Source organism: Streptomyces sp. NPDC058751, from assembly GCF_042746485.1.
Classification (GTDB): domain Bacteria; phylum Actinomycetota; class Actinomycetes; order Streptomycetales; family Streptomycetaceae; genus Streptomyces.
The window spans coordinates 58,153-82,286 of record NZ_JBHYPZ010000029.1 but is presented as its reverse complement, the minus strand read 5'-3'; the positions used below and the strand labels follow the sequence as shown (position 1 = coordinate 82,286).

The 24,134-nt window shown below is 71.8% G+C and carries 23 protein-coding genes; 8 read left to right on the top strand and 15 right to left on the bottom strand.

Features of this window, described 5'->3' with window-relative positions; genetic code table 11:
• The first annotated feature begins 195 nt into the window (after positions 1-195).
• Together pknB and ACFW6B_RS25660 are read left to right on the top strand one after the other, a co-directional pair.
• A complete protein-coding gene (gene pknB / locus ACFW6B_RS25665) occupies positions 196-2,136 on the top strand; it encodes a Stk1 family PASTA domain-containing Ser/Thr kinase (protein WP_386599172.1) in 1,941 nt (646 codons plus the stop codon).
• 102 nt (positions 2,137-2,238) lie between these two features.
• Positions 2,239-3,108, top strand: coding sequence for a deoxyribonuclease IV (locus ACFW6B_RS25660; RefSeq protein ID WP_386599170.1), 870 nt, complete (start codon positions 2,239-2,241; stop codon positions 3,106-3,108).
• Between the two features lie 37 nt (positions 3,109-3,145).
• On the opposite strand, the gene ACFW6B_RS25655 is transcribed toward ACFW6B_RS25660, so the two are convergent.
• A complete protein-coding gene (locus ACFW6B_RS25655; RefSeq protein ID WP_386599168.1) occupies positions 3,146-3,778 on the bottom strand; it encodes a sulfite oxidase-like oxidoreductase in 633 nt (210 codons plus the stop codon).
• Positions 3,779-3,933: 155 nt separating this feature from the next.
• Here ACFW6B_RS25655 and bfr point away from each other — a divergent pair, with 155 nt between their 5' ends.
• Positions 3,934-4,413, top strand: coding sequence for a bacterioferritin (gene bfr / locus ACFW6B_RS25650; protein WP_386599166.1), 480 nt, complete (start codon positions 3,934-3,936; stop codon positions 4,411-4,413).
• Here the strand turns inward: bfr and ACFW6B_RS25645 are convergent.
• The 3 genes from ACFW6B_RS25645 to ACFW6B_RS25635 form a co-directional block, all read right to left on the bottom strand.
• Positions 4,410-4,658, bottom strand: coding sequence for a bacterioferritin-associated ferredoxin (locus ACFW6B_RS25645; RefSeq protein WP_386599164.1), 249 nt, complete (start codon positions 4,656-4,658; stop codon positions 4,410-4,412). The genes bfr and ACFW6B_RS25645 overlap by 4 nt on opposite strands.
• Positions 4,659-4,818: 160 nt before the next feature.
• Positions 4,819-6,171, bottom strand: coding sequence for a class II 3-deoxy-7-phosphoheptulonate synthase (locus ACFW6B_RS25640; protein WP_386599162.1), 1,353 nt, complete (start codon positions 6,169-6,171; stop codon positions 4,819-4,821).
• A 135-nt stretch (positions 6,172-6,306) separates the two neighbouring features.
• On the bottom strand, positions 6,307-7,524 hold the full coding sequence (locus tag ACFW6B_RS25635; protein ID WP_386599160.1) for a glycoside hydrolase domain-containing protein: 1,218 nt from the start codon (positions 7,522-7,524) through the stop codon (positions 6,307-6,309).
• Between the two features lie 125 nt (positions 7,525-7,649).
• Between ACFW6B_RS25635 and ACFW6B_RS25630 the strand changes: the two genes are divergently transcribed.
• Together ACFW6B_RS25630 and ACFW6B_RS25625 are read left to right on the top strand one after the other, a co-directional pair.
• Positions 7,650-7,706 (top strand): trp operon leader peptide, encoded by a 57-nt coding sequence (locus tag ACFW6B_RS25630; RefSeq protein ID WP_351867684.1) that lies wholly within the window; start codon positions 7,650-7,652, stop codon positions 7,704-7,706.
• Positions 7,707-7,817: 111 nt separating this feature from the next.
• Positions 7,818-9,770 (top strand): anthranilate synthase family protein, encoded by a 1,953-nt coding sequence (locus ACFW6B_RS25625; RefSeq protein ID WP_386599158.1) that lies wholly within the window; start codon positions 7,818-7,820, stop codon positions 9,768-9,770.
• Here ACFW6B_RS25625 and ACFW6B_RS25620 read toward each other — a convergent pair.
• The 5 genes from ACFW6B_RS25620 to ACFW6B_RS25600 all read right to left on the bottom strand — a co-directional run bounded on the left by ACFW6B_RS25620 (position 9,722) and on the right by ACFW6B_RS25600 (position 14,709).
• On the bottom strand, positions 9,722-10,717 hold the full coding sequence (locus ACFW6B_RS25620) for a 2-hydroxyacid dehydrogenase (protein ID WP_386599155.1): 996 nt from the start codon (positions 10,715-10,717) through the stop codon (positions 9,722-9,724). The genes ACFW6B_RS25625 and ACFW6B_RS25620 overlap by 49 nt on opposite strands.
• Positions 10,718-10,797: 80 nt before the next feature.
• Positions 10,798-11,826 (bottom strand): 6-phosphofructokinase, encoded by a 1,029-nt coding sequence (locus ACFW6B_RS25615; protein WP_386599153.1) that lies wholly within the window; start codon positions 11,824-11,826, stop codon positions 10,798-10,800.
• 140 nt (positions 11,827-11,966) lie between these two features.
• A complete protein-coding gene (locus ACFW6B_RS25610; RefSeq protein WP_386599151.1) occupies positions 11,967-12,668 on the bottom strand; it encodes a response regulator in 702 nt (233 codons plus the stop codon).
• Between the two features lie 19 nt (positions 12,669-12,687).
• On the bottom strand, positions 12,688-13,911 hold the full coding sequence (gene macS / locus ACFW6B_RS25605) for a MacS family sensor histidine kinase (protein WP_386599149.1): 1,224 nt from the start codon (positions 13,909-13,911) through the stop codon (positions 12,688-12,690).
• A gap of 27 nt (positions 13,912-13,938) precedes the next feature.
• Positions 13,939-14,709, bottom strand: a complete 771-nt coding sequence (locus ACFW6B_RS25600; protein WP_386599147.1) for a lysophospholipid acyltransferase family protein — start codon at positions 14,707-14,709, stop codon at positions 13,939-13,941.
• Between the two features lie 159 nt (positions 14,710-14,868).
• Between ACFW6B_RS25600 and ACFW6B_RS25595 the strand changes: the two genes are divergently transcribed.
• Together ACFW6B_RS25595 and ACFW6B_RS25590 are read left to right on the top strand one after the other, a co-directional pair.
• Positions 14,869-15,678, top strand: coding sequence for an alpha/beta hydrolase (locus ACFW6B_RS25595; RefSeq protein ID WP_386599144.1), 810 nt, complete (start codon positions 14,869-14,871; stop codon positions 15,676-15,678).
• Complete coding sequence (locus ACFW6B_RS25590; RefSeq protein ID WP_386599142.1) at positions 15,671-16,444, top strand: hypothetical protein; 774 nt, start codon at positions 15,671-15,673, stop codon at positions 16,442-16,444. Before ACFW6B_RS25595 ends, ACFW6B_RS25590 begins: the two co-directional genes overlap by 8 nt.
• Positions 16,445-16,498: 54 nt before the next feature.
• Here the strand turns inward: ACFW6B_RS25590 and ACFW6B_RS25585 are convergent, their stop codons facing one another.
• The 6 genes from ACFW6B_RS25585 to ACFW6B_RS25560 form a co-directional block, all read right to left on the bottom strand.
• On the bottom strand, positions 16,499-17,263 hold the full coding sequence (locus ACFW6B_RS25585) for an endonuclease/exonuclease/phosphatase family protein (protein ID WP_386599140.1): 765 nt from the start codon (positions 17,261-17,263) through the stop codon (positions 16,499-16,501).
• A gap of 267 nt (positions 17,264-17,530) precedes the next feature.
• A complete protein-coding gene (locus ACFW6B_RS25580) occupies positions 17,531-18,484 on the bottom strand; it encodes an ROK family glucokinase (RefSeq protein WP_386599138.1) in 954 nt (317 codons plus the stop codon).
• 55 nt (positions 18,485-18,539) lie between these two features.
• A complete protein-coding gene (locus ACFW6B_RS25575; protein ID WP_386599136.1) occupies positions 18,540-19,025 on the bottom strand; it encodes a DUF5304 domain-containing protein in 486 nt (161 codons plus the stop codon).
• A gap of 93 nt (positions 19,026-19,118) precedes the next feature.
• Positions 19,119-20,288 carry an ArsA family ATPase gene (locus ACFW6B_RS25570; RefSeq protein ID WP_386599135.1) on the bottom strand — a complete coding sequence of 390 codons (1,170 nt, stop codon included), beginning with the start codon at positions 20,286-20,288 and terminating at the stop codon, positions 19,119-19,121.
• A gap of 373 nt (positions 20,289-20,661) precedes the next feature.
• Positions 20,662-21,102 (bottom strand): SRPBCC family protein, encoded by a 441-nt coding sequence (locus ACFW6B_RS25565; protein WP_386599133.1) that lies wholly within the window; start codon positions 21,100-21,102, stop codon positions 20,662-20,664.
• 124 nt (positions 21,103-21,226) lie between these two features.
• Positions 21,227-21,982: a metallophosphoesterase gene (locus ACFW6B_RS25560; protein ID WP_386599238.1), complete on the bottom strand. Its 756-nt coding sequence runs from the start codon at positions 21,980-21,982 to the stop codon at positions 21,227-21,229.
• A 338-nt stretch (positions 21,983-22,320) separates the two neighbouring features.
• Between ACFW6B_RS25560 and ACFW6B_RS25555 the strand changes: the two genes are divergently transcribed.
• Positions 22,321-24,117 carry an AMP-dependent synthetase/ligase gene (locus ACFW6B_RS25555; protein ID WP_386599131.1) on the top strand — a complete coding sequence of 599 codons (1,797 nt, stop codon included), beginning with the start codon at positions 22,321-22,323 and terminating at the stop codon, positions 24,115-24,117.
• Positions 24,118-24,134: the final 17 nt, after the last annotated feature.

Here is a 24,134-nt window from a genome sequence, read left to right as displayed (position 1 = left end):
CGGCGTCGGTTTCCGGCCGGTCCGGCGGGGTGGTTGTCGTGTTGTGGCCTTGCGGTGACAGACGGGGCATGATCAGACATTCGTGCGACGAACAGGACTTCGCACGTGCGGCGCGCGTCACAGCTCGGCTGCAGTCGGGCCCCCGTATCGGCCGAACGGGGCGCCGTGACGGTGGCGGCTCGTAGACTCACCTGCGTGGATACGACCCTTCAGGACCCGCTTGTCGGACACGTGCTCGACGGCCGTTATCGCGTCGAGGCACGGATCGCGGTCGGCGGGATGGCCACGGTCTACAGGGCCCTGGACACCCGCCTCGACCGCGTGCTCGCGCTCAAGGTGATGCACCCGGCGCTGGCCGCCGACGCCTCGTTCGTCGAGCGGTTCATCCGCGAGGCCAAGTCGGTGGCCCGGCTGGCGCACCCGAACGTGGTGCAGGTCTTCGACCAGGGGGCGGACGGGTCGTACGTCTATCTGGCCATGGAGTACATCGCCGGGTGCACCCTGCGCGACGTGCTGCGCGAGCGCGGCGCCCTGCAGCCACGGGCCGCGCTCGACATCCTGGAGCCGGTACTCGCCGCGCTCGGCGCGGCCCACCGCGCCGGGTTCGTGCACCGTGACATGAAGCCGGAGAACGTCCTGATAGGGGACGACGGCCGGGTCAAGGTCGCGGACTTCGGTCTCGTCCGTGCCGTGGACACGGTGACCAGCACGACGGGCACCGTCCTCGGCACCGTGTCGTACCTCGCCCCGGAGCAGATCGAGCACAACACCTCCGACACCCGGGTCGACGTCTACGCCTGCGGTGTCGTCCTCTACGAGATGCTCACCGGCGCCAAGCCGCACACCGCGGACTCCCCCGCCCAGGTGCTCTACCGGCACCTCCACGAGGACGTGCCGCCGCCGTCGGCCGTCGTGCCCGGCCTGGCGCACCCGCTGGACGAGCTGGTCACCGCGGCCACGGCCCGCGATCCCGAGCTCCGCCCGGCCGACGCGGTGGCCCTGCTCGGCCAGGTCCTCGAAGCGCGGGCCGGTCTCACCGCCGAGCAGCTGGACGCGATCCCGCCGGGCGCCCTGTCGGTGAGCCACGACAACGCCGACGACCGTACGAGCGTGATCCCCCGGTCGCTGTCCGTCCCCCGTCTGCTGCCCGTCAACGAGGACGACAACTCCGTCGACCGGACCAGCCGGTTCGAGCAGAGCAGCCCGTTCACCACCTCGCCGGTCCCGCAGCAGGCCGCGGACACGAGGCCGCGGAGACGCGGGACGCTGCTGGTCGTCGCGGCGATCGTGCTGGTGCTCGGCCTCGGCGCCGGTGTCTGGTACATCAACTCGGGCCAGTTCACCAAGGTCCCGCCCGTCCTGGCGAAGACGGAGCAGCAGGCCAGGAACCAGCTCAAGGGCGCCGGGCTCGACGTCAAGCGGGTCGAGCACGCCTACAGCGACACGGTGAAGCGGGGCACGGTCATCAGCACCGACCCCGGTGTCGGCCAGCGCATCCGCGACAACGGCTCCGTGACGCTGACCCTCTCCGACGGCCCCCGGACGGTGAAGGTGCCGGACCTGAAGGGCCTCGCCCTGTTCAAGGCGCGGGAGGTGCTCAAGGGCGACGGCCTCGCCCCGGGCATGGTCACCCGCGAGTTCAGCCAGGACGTGACCAAGGGCTTCGTGATCGGCACCGATCCGGCCGCGGGTACCGCGCGGCACTCGGGTTCGGCGATCGCGATCGTGGTGAGCAAGGGCGCCCCGGTGGAACTGCCCGACGTGACCGGTTCGTCGGTCGAGGACGCCACCGCGGAACTGGAGGACGCGGGCCTGAAGGTGAAGATCGCCGCGGAACAGGTCGAATCGGAGTTCGACAAGGGCCAGGTCGCCCAGCAGACGCCGCGCGCGGGCCGTGAGGCCGCCACGGGCGACACGGTGACGCTGACGCTCTCCAAGGGCCCCGAGATGGTCGAGGTCCCGGACGTCGTGGGCGACAACGTGGACGACGCCACCGAGACGCTCGAGGCCGCCGGGTTCGAGGTCGACGAGGACCGCGGGATTCTCGGGTTCTTCGGGGACACGGTCAAGAAGCAGTCCGTGAAGGGCGGCGACACGGCTCCCAAGGGCTCGACGATCACCATCCAGATCCGCTGAGCCGGTCCGCCGACGGACGGCGGGGACGCACGGGCCGTCCGGGGGCGGGTGACGGGCCCACCCGGGGACGGGTGCCCCGCGGCGCGTGACACCCTTGCGGGTGTGACCAGCAAGCAGCTCCGCAACCCCGTCGGCGGCCACGTCCCCGTGGCCGGCGGCCTCGCCTCCGTCGGTCTGGCCTACGCCCGTGACCTCGCGGCCGAGGCCGTCCAGGTCTTCGTCGCCAACCCGCGCGGCTGGGCGACGCCCGCCGGGAACCCCCGGCAGGACGAGGACTTCCGCGCCGCGTGCGCCGCCGGATCGATCCCCGCGTACGTCCACGCCCCATATCTGATCAACTTCGGCTCGCACACCGAGGCGACGGTCGAGAAGTCGGTGGAGTCGCTGCGGCACTCGCTGCGGCGCGGCCGGGAGATCGGCGCCCTGGGAGTGGTCGTGCACACCGGGAGCGCCACCGGCGGCCGGGACCGTTCCGTCGCGCTGAAGCAGGTACGGACCCACCTGCTGCCGCTGCTGGACGAGCTGACCCATGACGACGACCCGTTCCTCCTGCTGGAGTCGACGGCCGGCCAGGGCTCCTCCCTCTGCTCGCGCACCTGGGACTTCGGGCCCTACTTCGAGGCCCTGGACGCGCACCCCAGGCTGGGCATCTGCCTCGACACCTGCCACATCTTCGCGGCGGGCCACGACCTGACCGGGCCGAGCGGCATGCACCAGACCCTCGACCTGCTGGTCGACACCGTCGGCGAGGGGCGGCTGAAGCTGATCCACGCCAACGACTCCAAGGACGTGGTCGGCGCACACAAGGACCGCCACGAGAACATCGGCTCCGGCCACATAGGCGAGGATCCGTTCCGCGCCCTGATGGCCCATCCCGCCACCGAGGGCGTACCGCTGGTCATCGAGACGCCGGGCGGGAAGGAAGGGCACGCGGCGGATGTGGAGCGGCTGAAGAAGCTCCGCGACGGATGACCCGCCTCCCTCCCGGGAACACCCCGGGGCCGGGGGCTCAGAGTTCGGGGCCGTCCCCGGGTTCCTCCTGGTAGGAGTAACGCTGCTCGCGCCAGGGGTCACCGACGTTGTGGTAGCCCCGCTCCTCCCAGAAGCCGCGGCGGTCGGCGGTCATGTACTCGATGCCGCGCACCCACTTGGGCCCCTTCCACGCGTACAGGTGCGGGACGACCAGGCGCAGCGGGAAGCCGTGCTCCGCCGTCAGCAGTTCGCCGTCCTTGTGGGTGGCGAAGATGGTGCGCTCGGAGGCGAAGTCCGCGAGGCGCAGGTTCGAGCTGAACCCGTACTCGGCCCAGACCATCACATGCGTGACGGCGGGCGCCGGCGGGGCCTTCTCCAGGATCGTACGGGCGGGGACGCCGCCCCATTCGGCCCCGAGCATGCTGAACTTCGTGACGCAGTGCAGATCGGCGACGACGGAGGCGTACGGCAGGGCGGTGAACTCGTCGTGCGTCCAGCACTGCTTCCCGCCGTCGGCGGTGGCGCCGAAGACCCGGAACTCCCAGCGCTCGGGGCGGAACCTGGGGACGGGACCGTAGTGCGTGACCGGCCAGCCGCGCTGGAGTCGCTGCCCCGGCGGGAGCTGCGGCTGTGCCGTCTCCCCAGATTCCCGCTCGACCGGCTGACCCATGATTCCATCCTGACAGACCCGGAACAGTGCCCATGACCAGCACGGGCCGGATTCGGGCAACTCGGAGTAAGCGTGCACTTACTGGACGCTCCCGGACACCGGTGAAAAGATGCGGCGCAATCTGCCCGGTACCCCGCCTGGAAGGAGCCTCTGCGATGCAGGGCGACCCCGAGGTCATCGAATTCCTCAACGAACAGCTGACCGCCGAGCTGACCGCGATCAACCAGTACTTCCTGCACGCGAAGATGCAGGAGAACTTCGGCTGGACGAAGCTCGCGAAGTACACGCGGCACGAGTCGTTCGACGAGATGAAGCACGCGGAGGTGCTCACCGACCGCATCCTCTTCCTGGACGGACTGCCGAACTACCAGCGGCTCTTCCACGTCCGGGTGGGGCAGACCGTCACCGAGATGTTCCAGGCCGACCGCCAGGTGGAGGTCGAGGCGATCGACCGCCTCAAGCGCGGGATCGAGGTGATGCGCACGAAGGGCGACATCACGTCCGCGAACATCTTCGAGTCGATCCTCGCGGACGAGGAACACCACATCGACTACCTGGACACCCAGCTCGAACTGGTCGAGAAGCTCGGAGAAGCGCTGTACCTCGCGCAGCTGATCGAGCAGCCGGAGGGTTAGGCGGCCTCTTGCCGGTCGGCGCCGAGGGCGTCGGAGAGCACCGGCATGCCCCGGTCGGCCAGCTCTCGGCGCGGACACGAGCCCCTGCCCAGCAGGGCCTGGATCCGGCGCACGCACGAACCGCAGTCCGTGCCCGCCTTGCAGGCCGAGGCTATCTGCCGCGGAGTGCAGGCGCCGTCCGCCGCGTGCTTCTTCACCTGGTCCTCGGTGACCCCGAAGCAGCTGCAGACGTACACGCGGTTCACCTCCCGCCGGAATCGCTGGGTAACGCCGTCCCGATGATCGGTGAGGCTAACCTAACCTTACCCGGCGCACAGGAGCCGCAAAAGGGGCGTGGGGCGCGGATCGCATGTGATCCGCGCCCCACCTCAGGCGCTCGCGACAGGCGTGCCGCCTGCCGGTCTCCTACTGGTCGCGGTACATCTCGGCGACGAGGAAGGCCAGGTCGAGGGACTGGCTGCGGTTCAGACGGGGGTCGCAGGCCGTCTCGTAGCGCTGGTGCAGATCGTCGACGAAGATCTCGTCGCCGCCGCCCACGCACTCGGTGACGTCGTCACCGGTGAGCTCGACGTGGATGCCGCCCGGGTGCGTACCGAGACCCTTGTGGACCTCGAAGAAGCCCTTGACCTCGTCGAGCACGTCGTCGAAGCGGCGGGTCTTGTGGCCCGAGGCCGCCTCGAAGGTGTTGCCGTGCATCGGGTCGGTCACCCAGGCCACGGTCGCGCCGGAGGCGGTGACCTTCTCGACCAGCTCGGGCAGCTTGTCGCGGACCTTGTCCGCGCCCATGCGCACGATGAAGGTGAGACGGCCGGGCTCGCGGTCCGGGTCGAGGCGCTCGATGTACTGCAGCGCCTCCTCGGCCGTCGTCGTCGGACCCAGCTTGATCCCGATGGGGTTGCGGATCTTCGACGCGAACTCGATGTGCGCCCCGTCGAGCTGACGGGTGCGCTCGCCGATCCACACCATGTGGCCCGAGACGTCGTACAGGTTGCCCGTGCGCGAGTCGACGCGGGTCAGCGCCGACTCGTAGTCGAGGAGCAGCGCCTCGTGGGAGGCGTAGAACTCGACGGTCTTGAACTCCTCCGGGTCGGTGCCGCAGGCCCGCATGAAGTTCATCGCGTTGTCGATCTCACGCGCGAGCTGCTCGTAGCGCTGCCCGGACGGGGACGACTTCACGAAGTCCTGGTTCCAGGCGTGCACCTGGCGCAGGTCGGCGTAACCGCCGGTGGTGAAGGCGCGCACCAGGTTGAGCGTGGAGGCGGACGCGTTGTACATCCGCTTCAGGCGCTCGGGGTCGGGGACGCGGGCCTTCTCGTTGAACTCGAAGCCGTTGACCGAGTCGCCCCGGTAGGTCGGCAGGGTCACGCCGTCGCGGGTCTCGGTGCCCTTGGAGCGGGGCTTGGAGTACTGGCCGGCGATCCGGCCGACCTTCACCACCGGCACGGAGGCGGCGTACGTGAGGACGGCGCCCATCTGGAGCAGCGTCTTGAGCTTGTTGCGGATGTGGTCGGCCGACACGGCGTCGAAGGCCTCGGCGCAGTCGCCGCCCTGGAGAAGGAACGCCTCTCCCTTGGCGACGGACGCCATCCGGGCGCGCAGCTGGTCGCACTCGCCCGCGAAGACGAGCGGCGGATACGACTCGAGGTCCGCGATCACATCGCGCAGAGCCTCGGCATCGGGGTACTCGGGCTGCTGCGCCGCGGGCAGGTCTCGCCAGGTGTTGCCAGCGCTCGCGCTGGACTTAGCGTTCACGGTCACCCCGACAACATTACGGGGTCGCGTCCCGCGTCCATTCGCATGCTCATCAATTGAGACGAACCGCGCTCGATCGACTGCCTCCCGGGCGGACGCGGAACCGGTCCCGGCGTCCGCCCGGGAAGGAGAAGACAGGCCCTACTCCACGTCGAGGAGGTCGCGGTCGATGGAGATCCGCACACCGCCGTGGGTCTCGGTCGTGTTGCCCACGTACTGGTGGACGCGCTGGTGCTCGGACCACAGGGCCGGGGGGATCGAGGAGTCGGACGTGGTCGACGCGCGGTTCCAGCGGGCGAAGTGGATCACGTCGGGCAGGGTGAAGCGGCTCTTGTTGGCGACCAGGTCGGACACCAGGGACGAGGTGCTGCCGTACGCGCCCGAGCGGTAGCCGAGCTCGCGCAGGCGCACGGTGTAGGCCTGGAGGTAGGTGAGCACCGTGTCGGTGATCTTGCCCCCGGACTCGTAGTGCTCCAGGTCGTTGTAGATCACCGTGCCCTTGCCGAAGCCCAGCGCGGCCGCCTGCCTGACCGCGTCGTCGGCGGCCGCGGTGCCCTGCGGCACCGGGCTGGTGATCGCCGAGCAGCCGCCCCCGCAGCTCCCGCCGTCGGAGGAGGGCTGCCGGCCCACGTACAGCGGGAAGAACCGCCAGCCGCGCGTGTACTGCGTCCGCACCCAGGCGGCGGTCAGGTGCTGCTGGGCGCAGGCGCGGTTGAGCCCGCCGATGTAGACGCCGACGGCGCCGTACGGGGAGTCGTCGCGCCAGGCGTCCATCGCCGCCTGGCTCGGGGCGGTGCAGGCGTCGAAGCCCTCGCCGCGGAAGGAGGTCGCGTCCTTGGGCAGCGGGGCCACCGCGCGCTGGTCCGCGGGCCCCTCGCGCCGGGCGGCGGCGACGGGCAGTCCTGCGCTGCTCAGGACCTCCTGGATGCGGGCGCGGTCGTATCCGTAGGCCGCGGTGACGGCGATGCGGTCGGCGGTGGCCCGGTAGGTGCGGGCCGTCGGGTTCTCGGTGACGGCCCTGGCCGCCGCGGGAGCCGGCTGGACCAGCAGCGCCTCGGTGCGGCCGCTGGCCCTGGCCGGGCAGTTCTGCTCGCTGCCCGGGGTGCCGAGGTAGACGGCGTGCCGGTCGAAGCGGACGCAGGTCTCGGGATGTCTCTTCAGGTCCACGATCCGCCAGGAGTCGGGGACGGTGAAGACGTACCCGCGGTAGGCGACCCGGGTCAGGTCCTCGGCGTCGCTCGGGAGCGGGGCGGAGCTCGCGGGGACGAACGTCCCGGCGGTGAGGGCGGCCGCCGCGAGGAGCACGGTCAGGGCGCGGGCGCCGGGGCGGCGGGTCCGGGACGGACTGCTTGCGTGCATGGCTCTCGTTTCTCGGTGCGTTCGGGCTGTCTGGCCATCCATGGCCGGTGACCGGACGGCCCGAACGCACCGCGGGACCGTTTCACGCTGTTGCGCGCCCCTCACCGTCGGGTAGGGTGCGGCGCATGTTCGCGCACTCGAACCAGAACTGGTGGTGGACCGCTCATCCGGCGGCCCGCTGACTGCGCGTAGACGAAAACGTCGCGAAGGCCGCCCGAGGGGCGGCCTTCGGTGTTTGCGGACCCGGGTCGTTCCTCTCCGAACTGCACGATTCGAGAGAAGGACCGCACCCGATGAACCTGCTCGACCTGCTCGACGATCCCCGTCCCTTCGCCCTGCTGCGCCGCCGCACCCCGGGCCGTGACCACGAGGTGGTCGAGGTGCTGCGGGGGCCGGTGCGCGAGGTGGAGCGCCTCGCCGACATCCCCGACGAGGCCCTCGCCCTGATCCCGTTCCGGCAGATCCGCGAACGCGGCTTCGACGTCCGCGACGACGGCACCCCGCTGTCGGTGCTCGTCCCCGAGGAACGCGCCGAACTGCCGCTCGCCCGGGCGCTGGAGGAGCTGCCGGCCCACGACGTCCGTGTCGAGGCGGGCGGCTTCGATGTCGACGACGAGGAGTACTCCGGGATCGTCGAGCGGGTGCTGCGCGAGGAGATCGGGCGCGGCGAGGGCGCCAACTTCGTGATCCGGCGGACGTACGAGGGCCGGATCCCGGGATTCGGACGGGCGGACGCGCTGGCGCTGTTCCGCCGGCTGCTGGTCGGCGAGCGGGGCGCGTACTGGACGTTCGTCGTGCACACCGGAGATGAGCAAGGGCCCGAAGGGCCTTCCTTGGAAGGGCGGGGGCGGGAGACGGGTGGGCGAACCTTGGTCGGGGCGAGTCCGGAGGTGCACGTGCGGATGTCCGCCGGGACGGTCGTCATGAACCCCATCAGCGGGACGTACCGCTACCCGGCCGGGGGGCCGACGCCGGAGGACCTGCTCGCGTTCCTCGCCGACGGCAAGGAGATCGAGGAGCTGTCGATGGTCGTCGACGAGGAGCTCAAGATGATGTGCACGGTCGGTGACATGGGCGGGGTGGTGATCGGGCCGCGGCTCAAGGAGATGGCCCATCTCGCGCACACCGAGTACGAGTTGCGGGGCCGCTCCTCGCTGGACGTGCGGGACGTGCTGCGGGAGACCATGTTCGCGGCGACGGTCACCGGCTCCCCGGTGCAGAACGCCTGCCGGGTCATCGAGCGTCACGAGGTCGGCGGGCGCGGCTACTACGCGGGCGCGCTGGCGCTGGTCGGGCGGGGGGAGGACGGGCCGGACGGCGGGCCCGGGGCGCAGACCCTCGACTCGCCGATCCTCATCCGCACCGCCGACATCGACGCGGACGGCCGGCTGCGGGTGCCGGTCGGCGCCACCCTCGTCCGGGGGTCGGACCCGGCGGGCGAGGTCGCCGAGACGCACGCCAAGGCGGCGGGTGTGCTGGCGGCGCTGGGGGTGCGGCCCGGCCGGCCGCTCCCGGAGGCGGCCCGGCCCGGGCTCGGCGACGATCCGCGGGTGCGGGCGTCGCTGGACGGGCGGCGGGCCTCGCTGGCGCCGTTCTGGCTGCGGATGCAGGAGCGGTCCCGGGAGCTCACCGGGCACGCGCTGGTCGTGGACGCCGAGGACACCTTCACCGCGATGCTCGCGCACGTGCTGCGCTCCTCCGGCCTGGAGGTGACGGTACGCCGCTACGACGGACCGGGGCTGCGCGAGGCGGTCCGCGCGCACGAGGGTCCCGTCGTCCTCGGCCCGGGTCCCGGCGATCCCTCGGACGCGGCGGACCCCAAGATGCGTTTCCTGCGCGCTCTGACGGCCGACGTGCTGCGTGAGCACCGGCACGGCGTCCTCGGTGTCTGCCTCGGGCACGAACTGATCGCCGCCGAGCTGGGGCTGGAGATCGTCCGCAAGGACGTGCCGTACCAGGGCGCGCAGACCCGCATCGACCTCTTCGGGCGGGCCGAGACCGTCGGCTTCTACAACAGCTTCACGGCCCGCTGCGACGACGCGGCGCTGGCGGAGCTCGCGGCGCACGGCGTCGAGGTCAGCCGGGCCGCGAACGGCGAGGTGCACGCGCTGCGCGGTCCCGGCTTCGCGGGCGTGCAGTTCCACCCGGAGTCGGTCCTGACGCTCGACGGCGCGGCCGTGGTACGGGAGCTGACGGGTCAGCTCCGGGGCACGAGCACGTTCTCCGAGCGGCGGCCCTCGGTGTAGTCGAGGACGTTGCGGACGGTGGCGTCGACTATCTGGCCGACGGCGTCCTCGGTGTAGTACGCCTGGTGCGAGGTGACCAGGACGTTCGGGAAGGTGACGAGGCGGGCCAGGGTGTCGTCCTCGACGGTCTCGAGGGACTTGTCGAGGAAGAACAGTCCGGCCTCCGCCTCGTACACGTCGAGGCCGACGCCCGTGAAGCGGCCCTCGCGCAGCTCGGCGACGAGGGCCTTGGTGTCGATCAGGCCGCCGCGGCTGGAGTTCACCAGGATCGCGTCGTCCTTCATGGCGCGCAGGGCGTCGGCGTCGATGAGGTGCTGGGTCCCCGGCATCAGCGGGACGTGCAGGCTGACGACGTCGGACTCGGCGAGAAGCCGTTCCTTGGAGACGTACGTCATCCCGAGCGCGAGGCACGCCGGGTTCTCGGCGACGTCCCAGCCGAGCAGCTTCATGCCGAAACCGTGGGCGATCCTGGCGAAGGCCTCGCCGATCTTCCCGGTGCCGACGACTCCCGCGGTGCGGCCGTGCATGTCACGGCCCATCAGCCCCGCGAGGCGGAAGTCGAAGTCGCGGGTGCGGTTGGCGGCGCGCACGATACGGCGGTTGACGGCCATGCCGAGGGTCCAGGCGAACTCGGCGACCGAGTAGGGGGAGTACGACGAGACCCGGGCGACGGTCATGCCGAGGCGCTCGGCGACGTCGAGGTCGATGTTGTTGAACCCGGTGGAGCGCTGGGTGACGAACTGGGTGCCGCCGGTCGTCAGGGTCTGCAGGACGCGGTTCCCGAGGGCGCAGTTGACGCTGGTGGACACGGCCTCGTAGCCGGCCGCGATGGGGGCGGTGTCCTCGCTGAGGAAGACGTCGAGGCAGCGGACCTCGTGACGTCCCGCGAAGGCCTTCTCTATCAGGGGCTTCTCGTCGGACTGGACGCCGAACGCAAGGATCTCCACCGGTCTCTCCCGTGCTGGGGTACGGACCGAATATTACGGCCCGTACCCCGGAGCCGTGCGGGCGCGGCCCGGCGGTGCCGTCAGCCGAAGAACACCCCGACCTCCTCGTACAGGGAGAGGTCGACCGTCTTCAGCCTGGCGGTGGCCTCCGCGATCGGGACGCGGACGATGTCGGTGCCGCGCAGCGCCACCATCTTGCCGAAGTCGCCGTCGCGGACGGCCTCGATGGCGTGCAGCCCGAAGCGGGTGGCGAGCCAGCGGTCGAAGGCGCTGGGCGTCCCGCCGCGCTGGACGTGCCCGAGGACCGTGGTGCGGGCCTCCTTGCCGGTGCGCCGCTCGATCTCCTTGGCCAGCCACTCGCCGACGCCGGAGAGCCGGACGTGTCCGAAGGAGTCCAGGCTGCCGTCCTTGAGGACCATCTCGCCGTCCCTCGGCATGGCGCCCTCGGCGACGACGACGATCGGCGCGTACGACGCCTTGAAGCGCGAGGTCACCCAGGCGCAGACCTGGTCCACGTCGAAGCGCTGCTCGGGGATGAGGATGACGTTCGCGCCGCCGGCCAGACCGGAGTGGATGGCGATCCAGCCGGCGTGACGGCCCATCACCTCGCAGACGAGGACGCGCATGTGCGACTCGGCGGTGGTGTGCAGGCGGTCGATGGCCTCGGTCGCGATGTTGACCGCCGTGTCGAAGCCGAAGGTGTAGTCGGTGGCGGAGAGGTCGTTGTCGATGGTCTTCGGTACGCCGACGACGTCGATGCCGTACTCGTCGCCGAGGCGCGCGGCGACACCGAGGGTGTCCTCGCCGCCGATCGCGACGAGCGCGTCGACCTCCTGCTTGACGAGGTTCTCCTTGATCCTGCGGATGCCGTTCTCGTGCTTGAGGGGGTTGGTGCGCGAGGATCCGAGGATCGTGCCGCCGCGCGGCAGGATCCCGCGCACCGCGGGGATGTCGAGCTGTACGGTGTCGCCCTCGAGCGGCCCCCGCCAGCCGTCCCGGTAGCCGACGAAGTCATAGCCGTACTCCTGCACGCCCTTGCGGACGATGCCCCGGATGACGGCGTTGAGCCCGGGGCAGTCGCCGCCTCCGGTCAGTACTCCGACCCGCATGGAAAGTCCCTTCGCCATGGTTGGCTGTCGGACTCACGCTAATAGTGACCCAGGTCACTTCGGGATGGGGCGGAAGGGCTGTTCCGCGAATTGTCGGACATCTGGTCAATAGACCACCCGGAAGGCGGCATCCGCCGGGTTCAGGCCTCGTCCAGTCCCCGCTCTATGGCGTAGCGGACCAGCTCGACGCGGTTGTGGAGCTGGAGCTTGCCCAGGGTGTTCTGCACGTGGTTCTGGACGGTGCGGTGGGAGATGACCAGGCGCTCGGCGATCTGCTTGTAGCTCAGGCCCTTGGCGACCAGGCGCAGCACCTCGGTCTCCCGGTCGGTGAGCTGCGGGGCCCGCGGCTCGTCGGCGTCCGCGGCAGGGACGGGTTCCGAGGCCAGCCGGCGGTACTCGCCGAGGACCAGTCCCGCGAGGCCGGGGGTGAACACGGGGTCGCCCACGGCCGTCCGGCGCACCGCGTCGGTCAGCTCCTCCGCGGACGCCGACTTCAGGAGGTAGCCGGTCGCGCCGGACTTCACCGCCTCCAGCACGTCGGCGTGCTCGCCGCTGGCCGACAGGACCAGGACGCGCGGCGACTGGTCGGTGCCGACCAGTTCCTTGCAGACCTGGACGCCGGGCTTGACGGGCAGGTTCAGATCGAGGACGAGGACGTCGGGTGTCACCGCCCGAGCGCGGCGCACGGCCTGTTCCCCGTCGCCGGCGGTCGCGACCACGTCGAACCCGGCGGCCGCCAGGTCACGCGCCACGGCGTCACGCCACATGGGGTGGTCGTCCACCACCATGACCCTGACGGGGTTCTCCCCCGCCCGCTGCTGTGCCGCAGTCCCGCCCGTCATCGCTCCGCCGTCGCCTTCGTCATCGTGTCTCCGCCTTCCCCCGCGCGTCCTTCGGTACCTTCAGTTCGACCTCGGTGCCCTGTCCCGGTACGGAGACCAGCTCCGCCGTGCCGCCCAGATCGCGCAGCCTGCCGCGGATCGAGAGCGCCACTCCGAGCCGCCCCTCGCCCTCGGCCTGGGCGAGCCGCCCCTCCGGGATGCCGGGGCCGTCGTCGCGGACCGTCACGATCACCGCGTCCGGTTCGTCCTCGACCAGGATCCAGGCGCGGGCCTCCTCGCCCACGTGCCTGCGGACATTGTCCAGGGCGGCGCCGACGGCCGCGGCCACCTCCCGCGCGGCGGACGGACCGAGCGGCACCGGGGCGCCGGGTTCGGAGAGGGTCACGCGCGCGGTGGCGTACGGGGCGAGCAGGGCGCGCAGGTCCAGCGGACCCGCCGGATCCTCCTCGTCGGGCTCGTCGACCGCCCGTACCAGCGCGCCGAGCGCCGCGTCCTCCGACACCCGTGAGACGGGCACCATGCCGCCGGACACCAGCGTGCGCAGCGCGACCTCCTGCTCGCCCGCCATCCGGCCGAGCTCCGCCGCCTCGCCGCCGAGCGCGCTGCCGCGCCGCTGCACCATGGCGAGGACCTGGAGCACGCCGTCGTGGATGTCGCGGGCCAGGCGCTCGCGCTCGCGGGTGGCGGCCTCGATCTCCAGGGCGCGGGCGAGGGTGCGCTCCGAGGCGCGGGCGACCTCGACGACGTAGCCGATGGCGATGGAGGCGACCCAGACGAGGATCACGTTGTGCACGGTGTCCCGCGCCGGGGAACCGCGCTCGACGAGGTTGGCCACCGCGACGAGCGTGGAGGCGAAGGCCGCCCACCGCCAGCCGCCCTTGATCGCGAAGGCCAGGACGGCTCCGGCCGTCCATATCGACGGCAGCGTCGGGCCGCCCGCGTCGATGCGCGCGGCGGAGTCGGCGACACGGGTGAGCAGGATGCCGGTCAGCGCGACGGTGAGGTCGGCGGCGAGGAACCGCTTGGTGCAGTGGGCCGCGCCGGAGACCCTGGGGAGCGTGGCCAGCGTCCAGACGAACAGGAACGCGAAGAACGCGGCGGCCACCCACGGACGCGCGAACTCGTCGTACGTGGTGGCGAAGAGGCCGATCGCGTACAACACGGTCAGCACCCGGTAACCGGTCAGCGCACGCCACAGCGGCTGTTCGACCGACATCCTCATGACTCTCTCGCGCTTGGCCATGCCCCCCACCCCAGAGTGCCGACGTCCCTACGGACGCTCCCGGGAGCCGGAGCGTTGCGTGCCGGCCGGCTCCTCCGCCGGGACGGCCGCCGCCCTGGCCGCCTTCTCGGCGTCCTTCCCGGCCTTCGCCGCCTCCGCGATCTGCCGCTTGGCGGCCGTCGCGTACATGTCGACGTACTCCTGGCCGGACAGCTTCATGATCTCGTACATGACCTCGTCGGTCACCGCGCGGAGCACGAACCGGTCGTGCTCCATGCCGTGGTACCGGCTGAAGTCCAGCGGCTCGCCGATGCGGATGCCCGGACGCATCAGCTTGGGCATCAGCTTCCCCGGGGGCTGGATCTTCTCCGTGTCGATCATCGCCACGGGGATGACGGGCGCGCCGGTGGCGAGGGCCACGCGCGCGAGACCGCCGGGCTTGCCGCGGTAGAGGCGGCCGTCGGGCGAGCGCGTGCCCTCCGGGTAGATGCCGAACAGCTCACCGCGCTCGATCACCTCGATGCCGCTCTTGATGGCGGCCTCTCCCGCGCCGCGCGCGCCGGAACGGTCCACCGGGAGCTGGCCGACGCCCTTGAAGAAGGCGGCCGTCATCCGGCCCTTGAGGCCCGGCGTCGTGAAGTACTCGGCCTTCGCGATGAAGGTCACCTTGCGTTCGAGGACCGCGGGCAGGAAGAAGGAGTCCGAGAACGAGAGGTGATTGCTCGCCAGGATCGCCGGGCCCTCGGCGGGGATGTTCTCGAGGCCTTCCACCCAGGGCCTGAAGGCGAGCTTCAGGGGCCCTCCGATGGAAAACTTCATTGCGCCGTAGATCACCCGCGTGCCTCCTGTGTCGTGGATCAGACCTTAACCCGGAGCGGCGTCGAAGGACCCGACGACCCTGGTCGGTGTCAGTACGGTCGCGTACGGTGAAGCACACCCGGAGTCGTTTTCCGTCCCACTCATGAACAGGAGACCGAGGTGCCGGTCCTTCCTGGAGCCGAGCCGTTCCGCCACGAGGGCGGAGAGGTCGGCGTCCTTCTCTGCCACGGTTTCACCGGCTCCCCGCAGTCGCTGCGCCCCTGGGCCGAGTATCTCGCCGAACGCGGTCTGACCGTCGCGCTGCCCCTGCTGCCCGGACACGGCACCCGCTGGGAGGACATGCAGCTCACCGGCTGGCAGGACTGGTACGCGGAGGTCGACCGCGAACTGCGCGCGCTGCGCGGGAAGTGCTCGCGGGTCTTCGTCTTCGGGCTCTCGATGGGCGGCGCGCTGGCCCTGCGGCTCGCGGCCAGGCACGGCGACGGGGTCGCCGGCGTCGTGGTCGTCAACCCGCTGAACAAGGTGCACGGCGCCACCGCGCGCCTGCTGCCGGTCCTGCGGCACCTCGTTCCTTCGGCGAAGGGCATCGCGAGCGACATCGCGAAGGAGGGCTCCGAGGAGATCGGCTACGGCCGGGTGCCGCTGCACGCGGCGTACTCGATGCACCGGCTGTGCGGGATCGTGGACGCGGAGCTGCCGCAGGTCACCCAGCCGCTCCTGCTGCTGCACAGCCTGCAGGACCATGTGGTCCCGCCCGCCGACTCGGCGCGCGTCCTCGGCCGGGTGTCCTCCGTGGACGTGACGGAGATCGTGCTGGAACAGAGTTACCACGTCGCGACGTTGGACCACGACGCGGACCGGATCTTCGAGGAGAGCCACTCCTTCGTCACCCGGATCGCACCCGGTGCCGGCGGGGAGGCCGACGCCGGCCGGGTGGGCCGACAGGAAGGGACGACAGCCGGTGGCTGAGCACGACGCGGACCGCGGCGATTTCGAGGAGAAGGGCGTACCGGTCGGCGAGCCGCTCGACGGGGCTCGCGGCGAGGGGCTCGGCGACGCGCTCGGCGGGTCCGCCGGGGACCTGGCCGAAGAGCCGTCCGGCGACGCCCGCGGGAAGCCGGCCGGCGAGGAGCAGGGCGTGCCCTTCGACGAGGAGGCCGCCTGGAAGTCGATCGTCGAGGGGTACGGCGAGGAGCCGCCGGACCCGCCCGGCTCCCGGCCGTTCCGGCCGATCGAGGACCTGGCGCTCCCCGAGCCCGGCCCCGACACCGCCGCCGGGCCCGGCGGCGGGAGCGCCGGGGACGGCACCGACCCGGGCGGCGAGGCCCCGGCTCCGGGATCGGGGACCGAGCCGGAGGCCTCCTCCGGCGACAAGCCCTCCCCCGTCAAGCCGCTCGGCAGCTCCGTCTCCTTCGCTCCGGGCGTCGGCGGTCCGCGGGACTACCACGCTCCCGAACCGTCCGAGGACGACTTCGACGAGGACGACGAGGGCCACTTCGTCCCGCCCGAGCCTCCCCCGCTGCCCGCCGCGGACACGACCGCCAAGTTCGCCTGGCTCGGCGTGCTCGGCGGCCCCGCCCTGCTCCTGCTGGCCGTCCTGCTCGGCTGGGACATGACCTGGTGGCTGACCACGCTCGGCATCGGCGGTTTCCTCGGCGGCTTCGCCACGCTGGTGACGCGCATGAAGGACGACGACGAGGACCACGACGATCCGGGACGCGGCGCGGTGGTCTGACCCCGGGCGGGGTTCCAGGGGTCCGGTGCGCTCCGGCGGGGGTCGGGCCGTGGGCTAGGACGCGGGCACTCTGAGGGCGGCCAGTACGGGCAGGTGGTCCGTGGCCGTCCTCAGGTCCGCTTCGCTCACCCCGGGGAGGCCGAGCGGCACCCCGCAGCCGAGGACCTCGACGCCGGGCGTGGCGAAGACGGCGTCGATGCGCCGGTCGGGCCCCGCGAACGTCCAGGTGTGCTCACCGCCCCAGGGGCGGGTGGCCCAGCCGTCCTGGAGCGCACCCGCCAGACGGCGGAACGCCGGTCCCGCGGGCTGCTCGTTGAGGTCGCCGCCCGCGACGGCGTGCGGGGTGCCGAGGTCGGCGAGACGGTCGAGGAGCATGCCGCTCTGCTCGTAGCGCTCGTCCTTCTGGAGCGACAGGTGGCAGCTCAGCACGCCGAGCCGGGCGCCCCCGAACCGCACGACCGCCGTGGCGAAGCCCCGCCGGTGCAGCCCCGGGGTGAGCGGGAGCAGGACGTCCTCGGTGCGCTCCACGGTGGCCCGCAGGGTGCACAGCAGCGCGGGCCCGGAGGCGGTGGCGCCGCCGGACAGGATGACGAGGTCGGAGGCGGCTGCGAGACGCGCGAGCTTCTTGCGCCAGCGGAAGAAGCGCGGCGCCTCCTGGACCAGTACGAGGTCCGGTGCGCAGGCGCTGATCACCCGGGCGAGCGCGGCGGTGTCGTCGCGCATCGAGCGGATGTTGTAGCTGAGCACACGGATGACGGCCGAGCCGTCGGGCTCGGTGCGGGAAACGGACAGCGGACTGGCGGGAGAGCTGGTCGGCATGGCGCTCAAGATACGCGCAGGGGGCCCGCGGGAAGGGCCGAAGAACCACATGGCCCGCACCGGCGTGGCCCGTCTCCGGGCGGTGCCGGGCAGGCGGCGCGGTGCTCCCGCCGCCCCGGGGAAGCCCCCGATCGGGTGAGGGGCGAGCCCGTGGAGGCGCGTCGGCACGCGGGGGCGCCCGCCGTCCCGGGGAGGGGTGCGGCCCACACGGCGGCGCCCGCCGTCCCGGGAAGGGGCGGCGGGCGCTGCCGTGCACGGCGGGTGGACCTACATGATCGGGTCGGGCTCCCGGGCCAGGTCCGCCGCTCCGACGAGACCGGCCTTGTTGCCCAGCTGGGCGGCGATGACCTCGGCGACCGGACGCCAGTTGCCGCCGACCAGCCAGCGCTTGTACGACTTGCGGATCGGGTCGAGGACCAGCTCGCCCTCGTCCGAGAGACCGCCGCCGACGATGAAGGCGGACGGGTCGAAGAGCGAGGCGAGGTCGGCCAGGCCCGCGCCGGCCCAGCGCGCCAGCTCGCGGTAGGAGTCCACCGCTACGTGGTCGCCCTGCCGGGCGGCCATGGAGATGTGCTTGCCCTCGATGCCGTCGGGGGTGCCGTCGCCGAGACCCAGGAGGACCTCCGCCGCCTCCGGGGTCGCGTTGGCCCGCTGCTTGGCGTAACGGACGAGGGCGCGCCCGGACGCGTACTGCTCCCAGCAGCCCTGCGAACCGCAGCCGCACAGCAGTCCGTCCGGCACCATCCGGATGTGGCCGAATTCGGCGGCCACGCCGAAGTGCCCGCGGCGCAGCTTGTTGCCGATGATGATGCCGCCGCCGAGACCCGTGCCCAGGGTGATGCAGATGACGTTGCGGTGGCCCTTGCCCGCACCGAACTTGTACTCGCCCCAGGCGGCCGCGTTCGCGTCGTTCTCCACGACGACCGGCAGGCCCACACGCCGCTCGACCTCGGCCTTGAGCGGTTCGTTGCGCCAGTCGATGTTCGGCGCGAAGTAGACCGTCGAACGCTGGCGGTTCACGTATCCGGCGGCACCGATGCCGACACCGACGATGTCGTGACCGGAGCGCGCGCCCTCCACGGCCGAGGCGATGGCGTCCACGATGGCCTGCGGCGTGCCCGGGGTCGGCACCTTGTGCGTCGAGAGGATATTGCCTTCCTCGTCGACCACACCGGCCGCGATCTTCGTGCCGCCGATGTCGACGCCGATGGTGAGTCCCATGAATCCCTCAGTTTCGGTCGAGCCCCGCTACGGCCAACCGTACCCGAGGGGGCGATTAGTCCAAGTCGATGTGCTCGCCCGGACCGGACTCGTCGTCACGGGATCCCGTGCCCCGAGTGGTCCAGCGGCGCTCCTGGTTCTCGACTGCCGAGCGGTAGGCGGCGAGGAGTTCCGAGCCCGCGGCGGCGAGGTGGTCGAAGACCTCGGGGTTGCGCTCCAGCACCGGTTCCACGGCGGCCCTGGCCTGCTGCACGACCTGGTTGACCATCTGCTGGGCGGTGCCGGAGGCGGCCGCGCCGAACAGCGGCGACTGGAGCCCGGAGAGCTTGTCGGCGACGGCGTCGACGAGTCTGCGCAGTTCCTCGGCGGCCGAGCCGGGCGGCGGGCCGTGCTGGGCGCGGCGGCGGGCCTTCTCCTCGGCGAGGTCCTCCGCGCAGGCCGTCGCCCACGCGTCGTCGTCGGTGACGCGCGCTTCCCCGACACGCACCTCGTCGGCCGTCTCCTCCTGAGCGGCGTCGGACGGTGGTCGCTCTTCGCTCATGGCGGCACTCCTGCCTGTGTTTTCCTTGCTCTCGACGTTACCCGAACGGGGGTACCCCGTTCACCGTGCCGGGTGCCCCCGGCGGCGGCGCGGTCACTTCTCGCGCGGCCACAGCCCGGGGTCCGGCGTGAAACGGACGCGCAGCTCGCCCTCGCGCAGCGCGGCTCCGGCCACCGTGCAGCGGCGCAGCGCGGACGGGAGCGGGACGATCCTGTGGAACTGGCCGACGGTCACGACCAGTTCGTCGCCCCGCCGGATCAGGTCGAGTTCGTCGCGTATCGCGCCGGGCAGCGGGATGTGCCAGACGAGCACGCCGTCCTCGGCGAGACGGTCGGTGACGGGCCACTCGACAGGGGTGGGCGCGGTGTTGACGCCGGGCACGGGAAGCGCGGCGAGGTCCTCGGCGCCGCGCGGGTCGTGGCCGCGGTGCGGGACCTCGTGGACCTCGTACGTCTCCCGCCACTCCTCCAGGGCCTTGCGCTGCTGGGCCGCGAGGGCTCCGAGCCAGGTGTCGTCGGTGGCCCCGGGCAGCACCCGGTTCGCGACGAGGCCGTCGACGGGCAGGCCGCGCAGGGCGAGGGCGGTGGCGGCGGTGCGGACGGCGTCGGCGCCGGCGGGTCCGGGCTCGGCGACCAGCCGTACGGTCGTGGCGCGGTCCTCGACCACGCCCTGCACGGCGGCCAGCTCGACGTCCCAGCGCCCCGCGGTCTCGTACAGCCACTCGGCGGGCATCGGCACGCCCGCGAGCCGACCGAGGACCGGGCGCAGGGCCCGGGCCGCCTGGCGCTCCGGCGGGAGCAGGCGGCGCAGATAGCGGCGGAGTTCCTCGGGCAGGGCGAGGAGGGCGAGGGCCTGGGGGGCCGGGGGCAGGTCCACGACGAGCAGGCCGTACGTCTCCGACAGCGCGGCGTCGCGCAGGGCGCGCAGCAGGGCGAGTTCCTCGGCGCCGGGGAGCGGGGTGACCTCCTCGGCTTCCAGGCGGGAGGCGCCGAGGAGGTCGAGGGCGGTGGTGGCGCGCCGCTGGAAGGCGGTGAGGTCGTCGCGGAAGCGGGCGGCCGCGTCGGGGCGCCAGGCGGTGAGGCCGGGGGCGGCCTCCACAGGGGCGGGGCCGGTGGGGACGCCGAGGACGGCACCGAGGGTGTCGGTGCGGTCGGCGGTGAGCACCAGGGTGCGGGTGCCCTCACGGGCGGCCTGCAGCGCGGTGGCCGCGGCGACGGTGGTACGGCCTGTGCCGCCTTGGCCGGTGATCAGGATGGTGCGCATGAGGGTGAACGCTACCGGTGCGGGGGGCTGCGCCGACGTCGCGGGTTCGGCCGGTGGGTGGGTCGGGGCCGTGCCGGTGCATCAGCCCGTCGCCGTCGGACGGAGATGTGGCCGTCGGTGGCGACGGGCATCGATGTACCGGCACGGCCCCTCCCGCCGGATCCCGGGTGCGGATGCGTCGTGGGTCCGCTCGTCCGCCGCGGGTGCGTGACGGCTTGGGCGCAGCCCCTCGCGGGCGCGATTCCTCAGCCCCGGCCGGAGAAATTTTCAGCCCCGGCCGGGAAGATCCAGCCCCTCCGGCGTTTGAGGAGCGGGGGGCCGGGGGCAGCGCCCCCCGGTACGGGAAGGGCAGGGGCGGAGGGGGCGAAGAAACCTAGGCGGTTTCCTCGACTCGCTTCTTCAGGCCTGCCAGGGCTCGGTCGATGATGACCTTCTCGGCCTTGCGCTTGATCATGCCGAGCATGGGGATCTTGACGTCGACGGTCAGCCGGTAGGTGACCTCGGTGACGCCCTCGCCCGCCGGCTTCAGCAGGTACGACCCGTCCAGCGAACGGAGCATCTGGGACTTGACCAGGGTCCAGGAGACCTCGTGGTCACCGGTCCAGGTGTAGCCGAGGGTCTGGTCGTCCTTGATGGCGCCGGCGTCCATCACGAGACGGACCTGCTCGGCGCGCCCGAGCTCGTCCGACTTGAGGACCTCCGCCTCCTTCACCTCGCCCGTCCAGTCCGGGTAGCGGGCGAAGTCGGCGATCACCGCCATGACGTCAGCCGGTGCCGCCTGGATCGTGATGCTCGAACTGGTGTGTTCCGCCATCGCGGTGGCTCCTCCAGATGCGGTCCGGTGAGGGAGGGTGGTGCGCACGTGTGTGCAGCGTGAAGGCTACCGCGCACTGCCGCGCGCGCCGTCACCCCACCTGGCCTTCCGCGCCGTCAGCGCGTCACCACTCCAGCACCCAGGGGCGGCCCGACCCCGCGAAGTGCCCCACATTCACGCATTCCGTCGCCCCCACGCGCATCCGGCGGACCAGCGGCTGATGGACGTGGCCGAAGAGCGCGTACCGGGGGCGCGTGCGCCGGATCGCGTCCAGCAGTGCGCGGGAGCCGCGCTCGAAGCGGCGCGCCACCGTGTCGTAGACGAGCTCCGGCACCTCCGGCGGAATGTGCGTGCACAGCACGTCGACCTCGCCGACCGCCTCGATCTTGGCCGCGTACTCCTCGTCGCTGATCTCGTACGGCGTCCGCATCGGTGTCCGCAGCCCCCCGCCGACGAAGCCGAAGACGCGGCCCCCGATCTCGACCCGCTCGCCGTCGAGGACGGTGGTGCCCGGTCCCGCGTACTCCGGCCACAGGGCCGGCATGTCGACATTGCCGTACGTCGCGTACGTCGGCGCCGGGAACGCGGCGAACAGTTCGGCGTACTGCTTGCGCACAGCCCTCTCGATCACCGCGACCCGGTCGCCGTCGACGCCCGCCCACAGCCGGGCACCGAACGCGCGCGCCTCCTCGAAGCGGCGGGCGGTGCGCAGCTCGACGATGCGGTCGGCGTTCTCCACGCCGAAGAGGTCCGGGAAGATGCCCCGCGCGTGGTCGGTGTAGTCGAGGAAGAGGACCAGGTCACCGAGGCAGACCAGGGCGTCGGCGCCGTCGCCGGCCCGGGCCAGGTCGCGGGCGTTGCCGTGCACGTCGCTGACCACATGAACGCGCGTCCTTCGACGGCCGACGGGTGTGGATGCCATGCCGATCAAGCGTAGGCGGGTGCGCCAAACGTGAACAGAGGGGGCCGGACCTGCGATTACTGGCACCCGCGGAAGGGCGTGGACTACTGTGCGCGCAGGAACGCCACCACGTGTGACGCATGGAACATCTCGCCGGGCCCCCCTGTCGAAGACGCCATACCGGCGGGTAACGTCCGGGCAGTCCAGTCGTACTCGGGATTTCAACATGTGATCTCTTGAGTACTTGCCCGAGCCTTGGACCGCATCGTCGCATCACACAGAGTCGTGGCGTCGGCGCCCTATGAGGAGCAGCAGTCTTGCGCGAGTTCAGCCTTCCGGCTTTGTACGAGGTCCCTGCGGACGGAAATCTCACCGACATCGTCCGCAGAAACGCCGCGCAGCATCCCGACGTGGCCGTGATCGCCCGCAAGGTGGACGGCACCTGGACGGACATGAGCGCCACCGCCTTCCTCGCCGAGGTGCGGGCGGCGGCCAAGGGCCTGATCGCCTCGGGCGTGCAGCCCGGCGACCGGGTCGCTCTGATGTCCCGTACCCGCTACGAGTGGACGCTGCTCGACTTCGCGATCTGGAGCGCCGGCGCCGTCACCGTGCCGGTGTACGAGACCAGCTCCCCCGAGCAGGTGCAGTGGATCCTCGGCGACTCGGGCGCGCGGGCCTGCATCGTGGAACTGCCCGCGCACGCGGCCTCCGTGGAGTCGGTGCGCGACCGGCTGCCCGCCCTCGAACACGTCTGGCAGATCGAGGCCGGCGGTGTCGAGGAGCTGGGGCGCCTGGGCGCGGACGTCAGCGACGAGACCGTCGAGGAGCGCAGCTCGCTCGCCAAGGCGGACGACCCGGCGACCATCGTCTACACCTCCGGGACGACCGGCCGCCCCAAGGGCTGTGTCCTGACCCACCGTTCCTTCTTCGCGGAGTGCGGCAACATCGTGGAGCGGCTGCGCCCGCTGTTCCGCACCGGCGAGTGCTCCGTCCTGCTCTTCCTCCCGCTCGCGCACGTCTTCGGGCGGCTCGTGCAGATCGCGCCGATGATCGCGCCGATCAAGCTGGGCTGCGTCCCGGACATCAAGAACCTCACCGACGAGCTGGCCGCGTTCCGGCCGACGCTGATCCTCGGTGTGCCGCGCGTCTTCGAGAAGGTCTACAACTCGGCGCGCGCCAAGGCCCAGGCGGACGGCAAGGGCAAGATCTTCGACAAGGCCGCGGACACGGCGATCGCGTACAGCCGCGCGCTGGACACCCCCTCGGGGCCGTCGTTCGGCCTGAAGATCAAGTACAAGGTCTTCGACAAGCTCGTCTACAGCAAGCTGCGCGCGGTGCTCGGCGGGCGCGGCGAGTACGCGATCTCGGGCGGTGCCCCGCTGGGCGAGCGGCTCGGCCACTTCTTCCGCGGTATCGGCTTCACGGTCCTCGAGGGCTACGGCCTGACCGAGTCCTGCGCGGCCACGGCCTTCAACCCGTGGGACCGCACGAAGATCGGCACGGTCGGTCAGCCGCTGCCCGGCTCGGTGGTCCGCATCGCCGACGACGGCGAGGTGCTGCTGCACGGCGAGCACCTGTTCAAGGAGTACTGGAACAACGAGGCCGCGACCGCCGAGGCGCTCGCCGACGGCTGGTTCCACACCGGTGACATCGGCACCCTCGACGAGGACGGCTACCTCCGTATCACCGGCCGCAAGAAGGAGATCATCGTCACGGCGGGCGGCAAGAACGTCGCCCCGGCGGTGATAGAGGACCGCATCCGTGCCCACGCGCTGGTCGCGGAGTGCATGGTCGTCGGCGACGGGCGGCCGTTCGTCGGCGCGCTCGTCACGATCGACGAGGAGTTCCTGACCCGCTGGGCCCAGGAGCACGGGAAGCCGGCCGGTTCGACCGCCGCGTCCCTGAGCGAGGACGCGGACCTGCTCGCCGCCGTCCAGCACGCGATCGACGACGGCAACGCGGCGGTGTCCAAGGCCGAGTCGGTCCGCAAGTTCCGTGTCCTCGCGCACCAGTTCACCGAGGAGTCGGGGCACCTGACGCCGTCGCTGAAGCTGAAGCGGAACGTGGTGGCGAAGGACTACGCGAACGAGATCGAGGCACTTTATCGGGGCTGATGCCCGAGCGACCGGGT

Coding starts and splice junctions, on each gene's coding strand:
- ACFW6B_RS25655 (WP_386599168.1), bottom strand. CDS start 3,778: ATGGGTCAGCCGGTCGAGCGGGAATCTGGGGAGACGGCACAGCCGCAG.
- bfr (WP_386599166.1), top strand. CDS start 3,934: ATGCAGGGCGACCCCGAGGTCATCGAATTCCTCAACGAACAGCTGACC.
- ACFW6B_RS25635 (WP_386599160.1), bottom strand. CDS start 7,524: ATGCACGCAAGCAGTCCGTCCCGGACCCGCCGCCCCGGCGCCCGCGCC.
- ACFW6B_RS25625 (WP_386599158.1), top strand. CDS start 7,818: ATGAACCTGCTCGACCTGCTCGACGATCCCCGTCCCTTCGCCCTGCTG.
- ACFW6B_RS25615 (WP_386599153.1), bottom strand. CDS start 11,826: ATGCGGGTCGGAGTACTGACCGGAGGCGGCGACTGCCCCGGGCTCAAC.
- ACFW6B_RS25610 (WP_386599151.1), bottom strand. CDS start 12,668: ATGACGGGCGGGACTGCGGCACAGCAGCGGGCGGGGGAGAACCCCGTC.
- macS (WP_386599149.1), bottom strand. CDS start 13,911: ATGGCCAAGCGCGAGAGAGTCATGAGGATGTCGGTCGAACAGCCGCTG.
- ACFW6B_RS25600 (WP_386599147.1), bottom strand. CDS start 14,709: ATGAAGTTTTCCATCGGAGGGCCCCTGAAGCTCGCCTTCAGGCCCTGG.
- ACFW6B_RS25585 (WP_386599140.1), bottom strand. CDS start 17,263: ATGCCGACCAGCTCTCCCGCCAGTCCGCTGTCCGTTTCCCGCACCGAG.
- ACFW6B_RS25580 (WP_386599138.1), bottom strand. CDS start 18,484: ATGGGACTCACCATCGGCGTCGACATCGGCGGCACGAAGATCGCGGCC.
- ACFW6B_RS25575 (WP_386599136.1), bottom strand. CDS start 19,025: ATGAGCGAAGAGCGACCACCGTCCGACGCCGCTCAGGAGGAGACGGCC.
- ACFW6B_RS25570 (WP_386599135.1), bottom strand. CDS start 20,288: ATGCGCACCATCCTGATCACCGGCCAAGGCGGCACAGGCCGTACCACC.
- ACFW6B_RS25565 (WP_386599133.1), bottom strand. CDS start 21,102: ATGGCGGAACACACCAGTTCGAGCATCACGATCCAGGCGGCACCGGCT.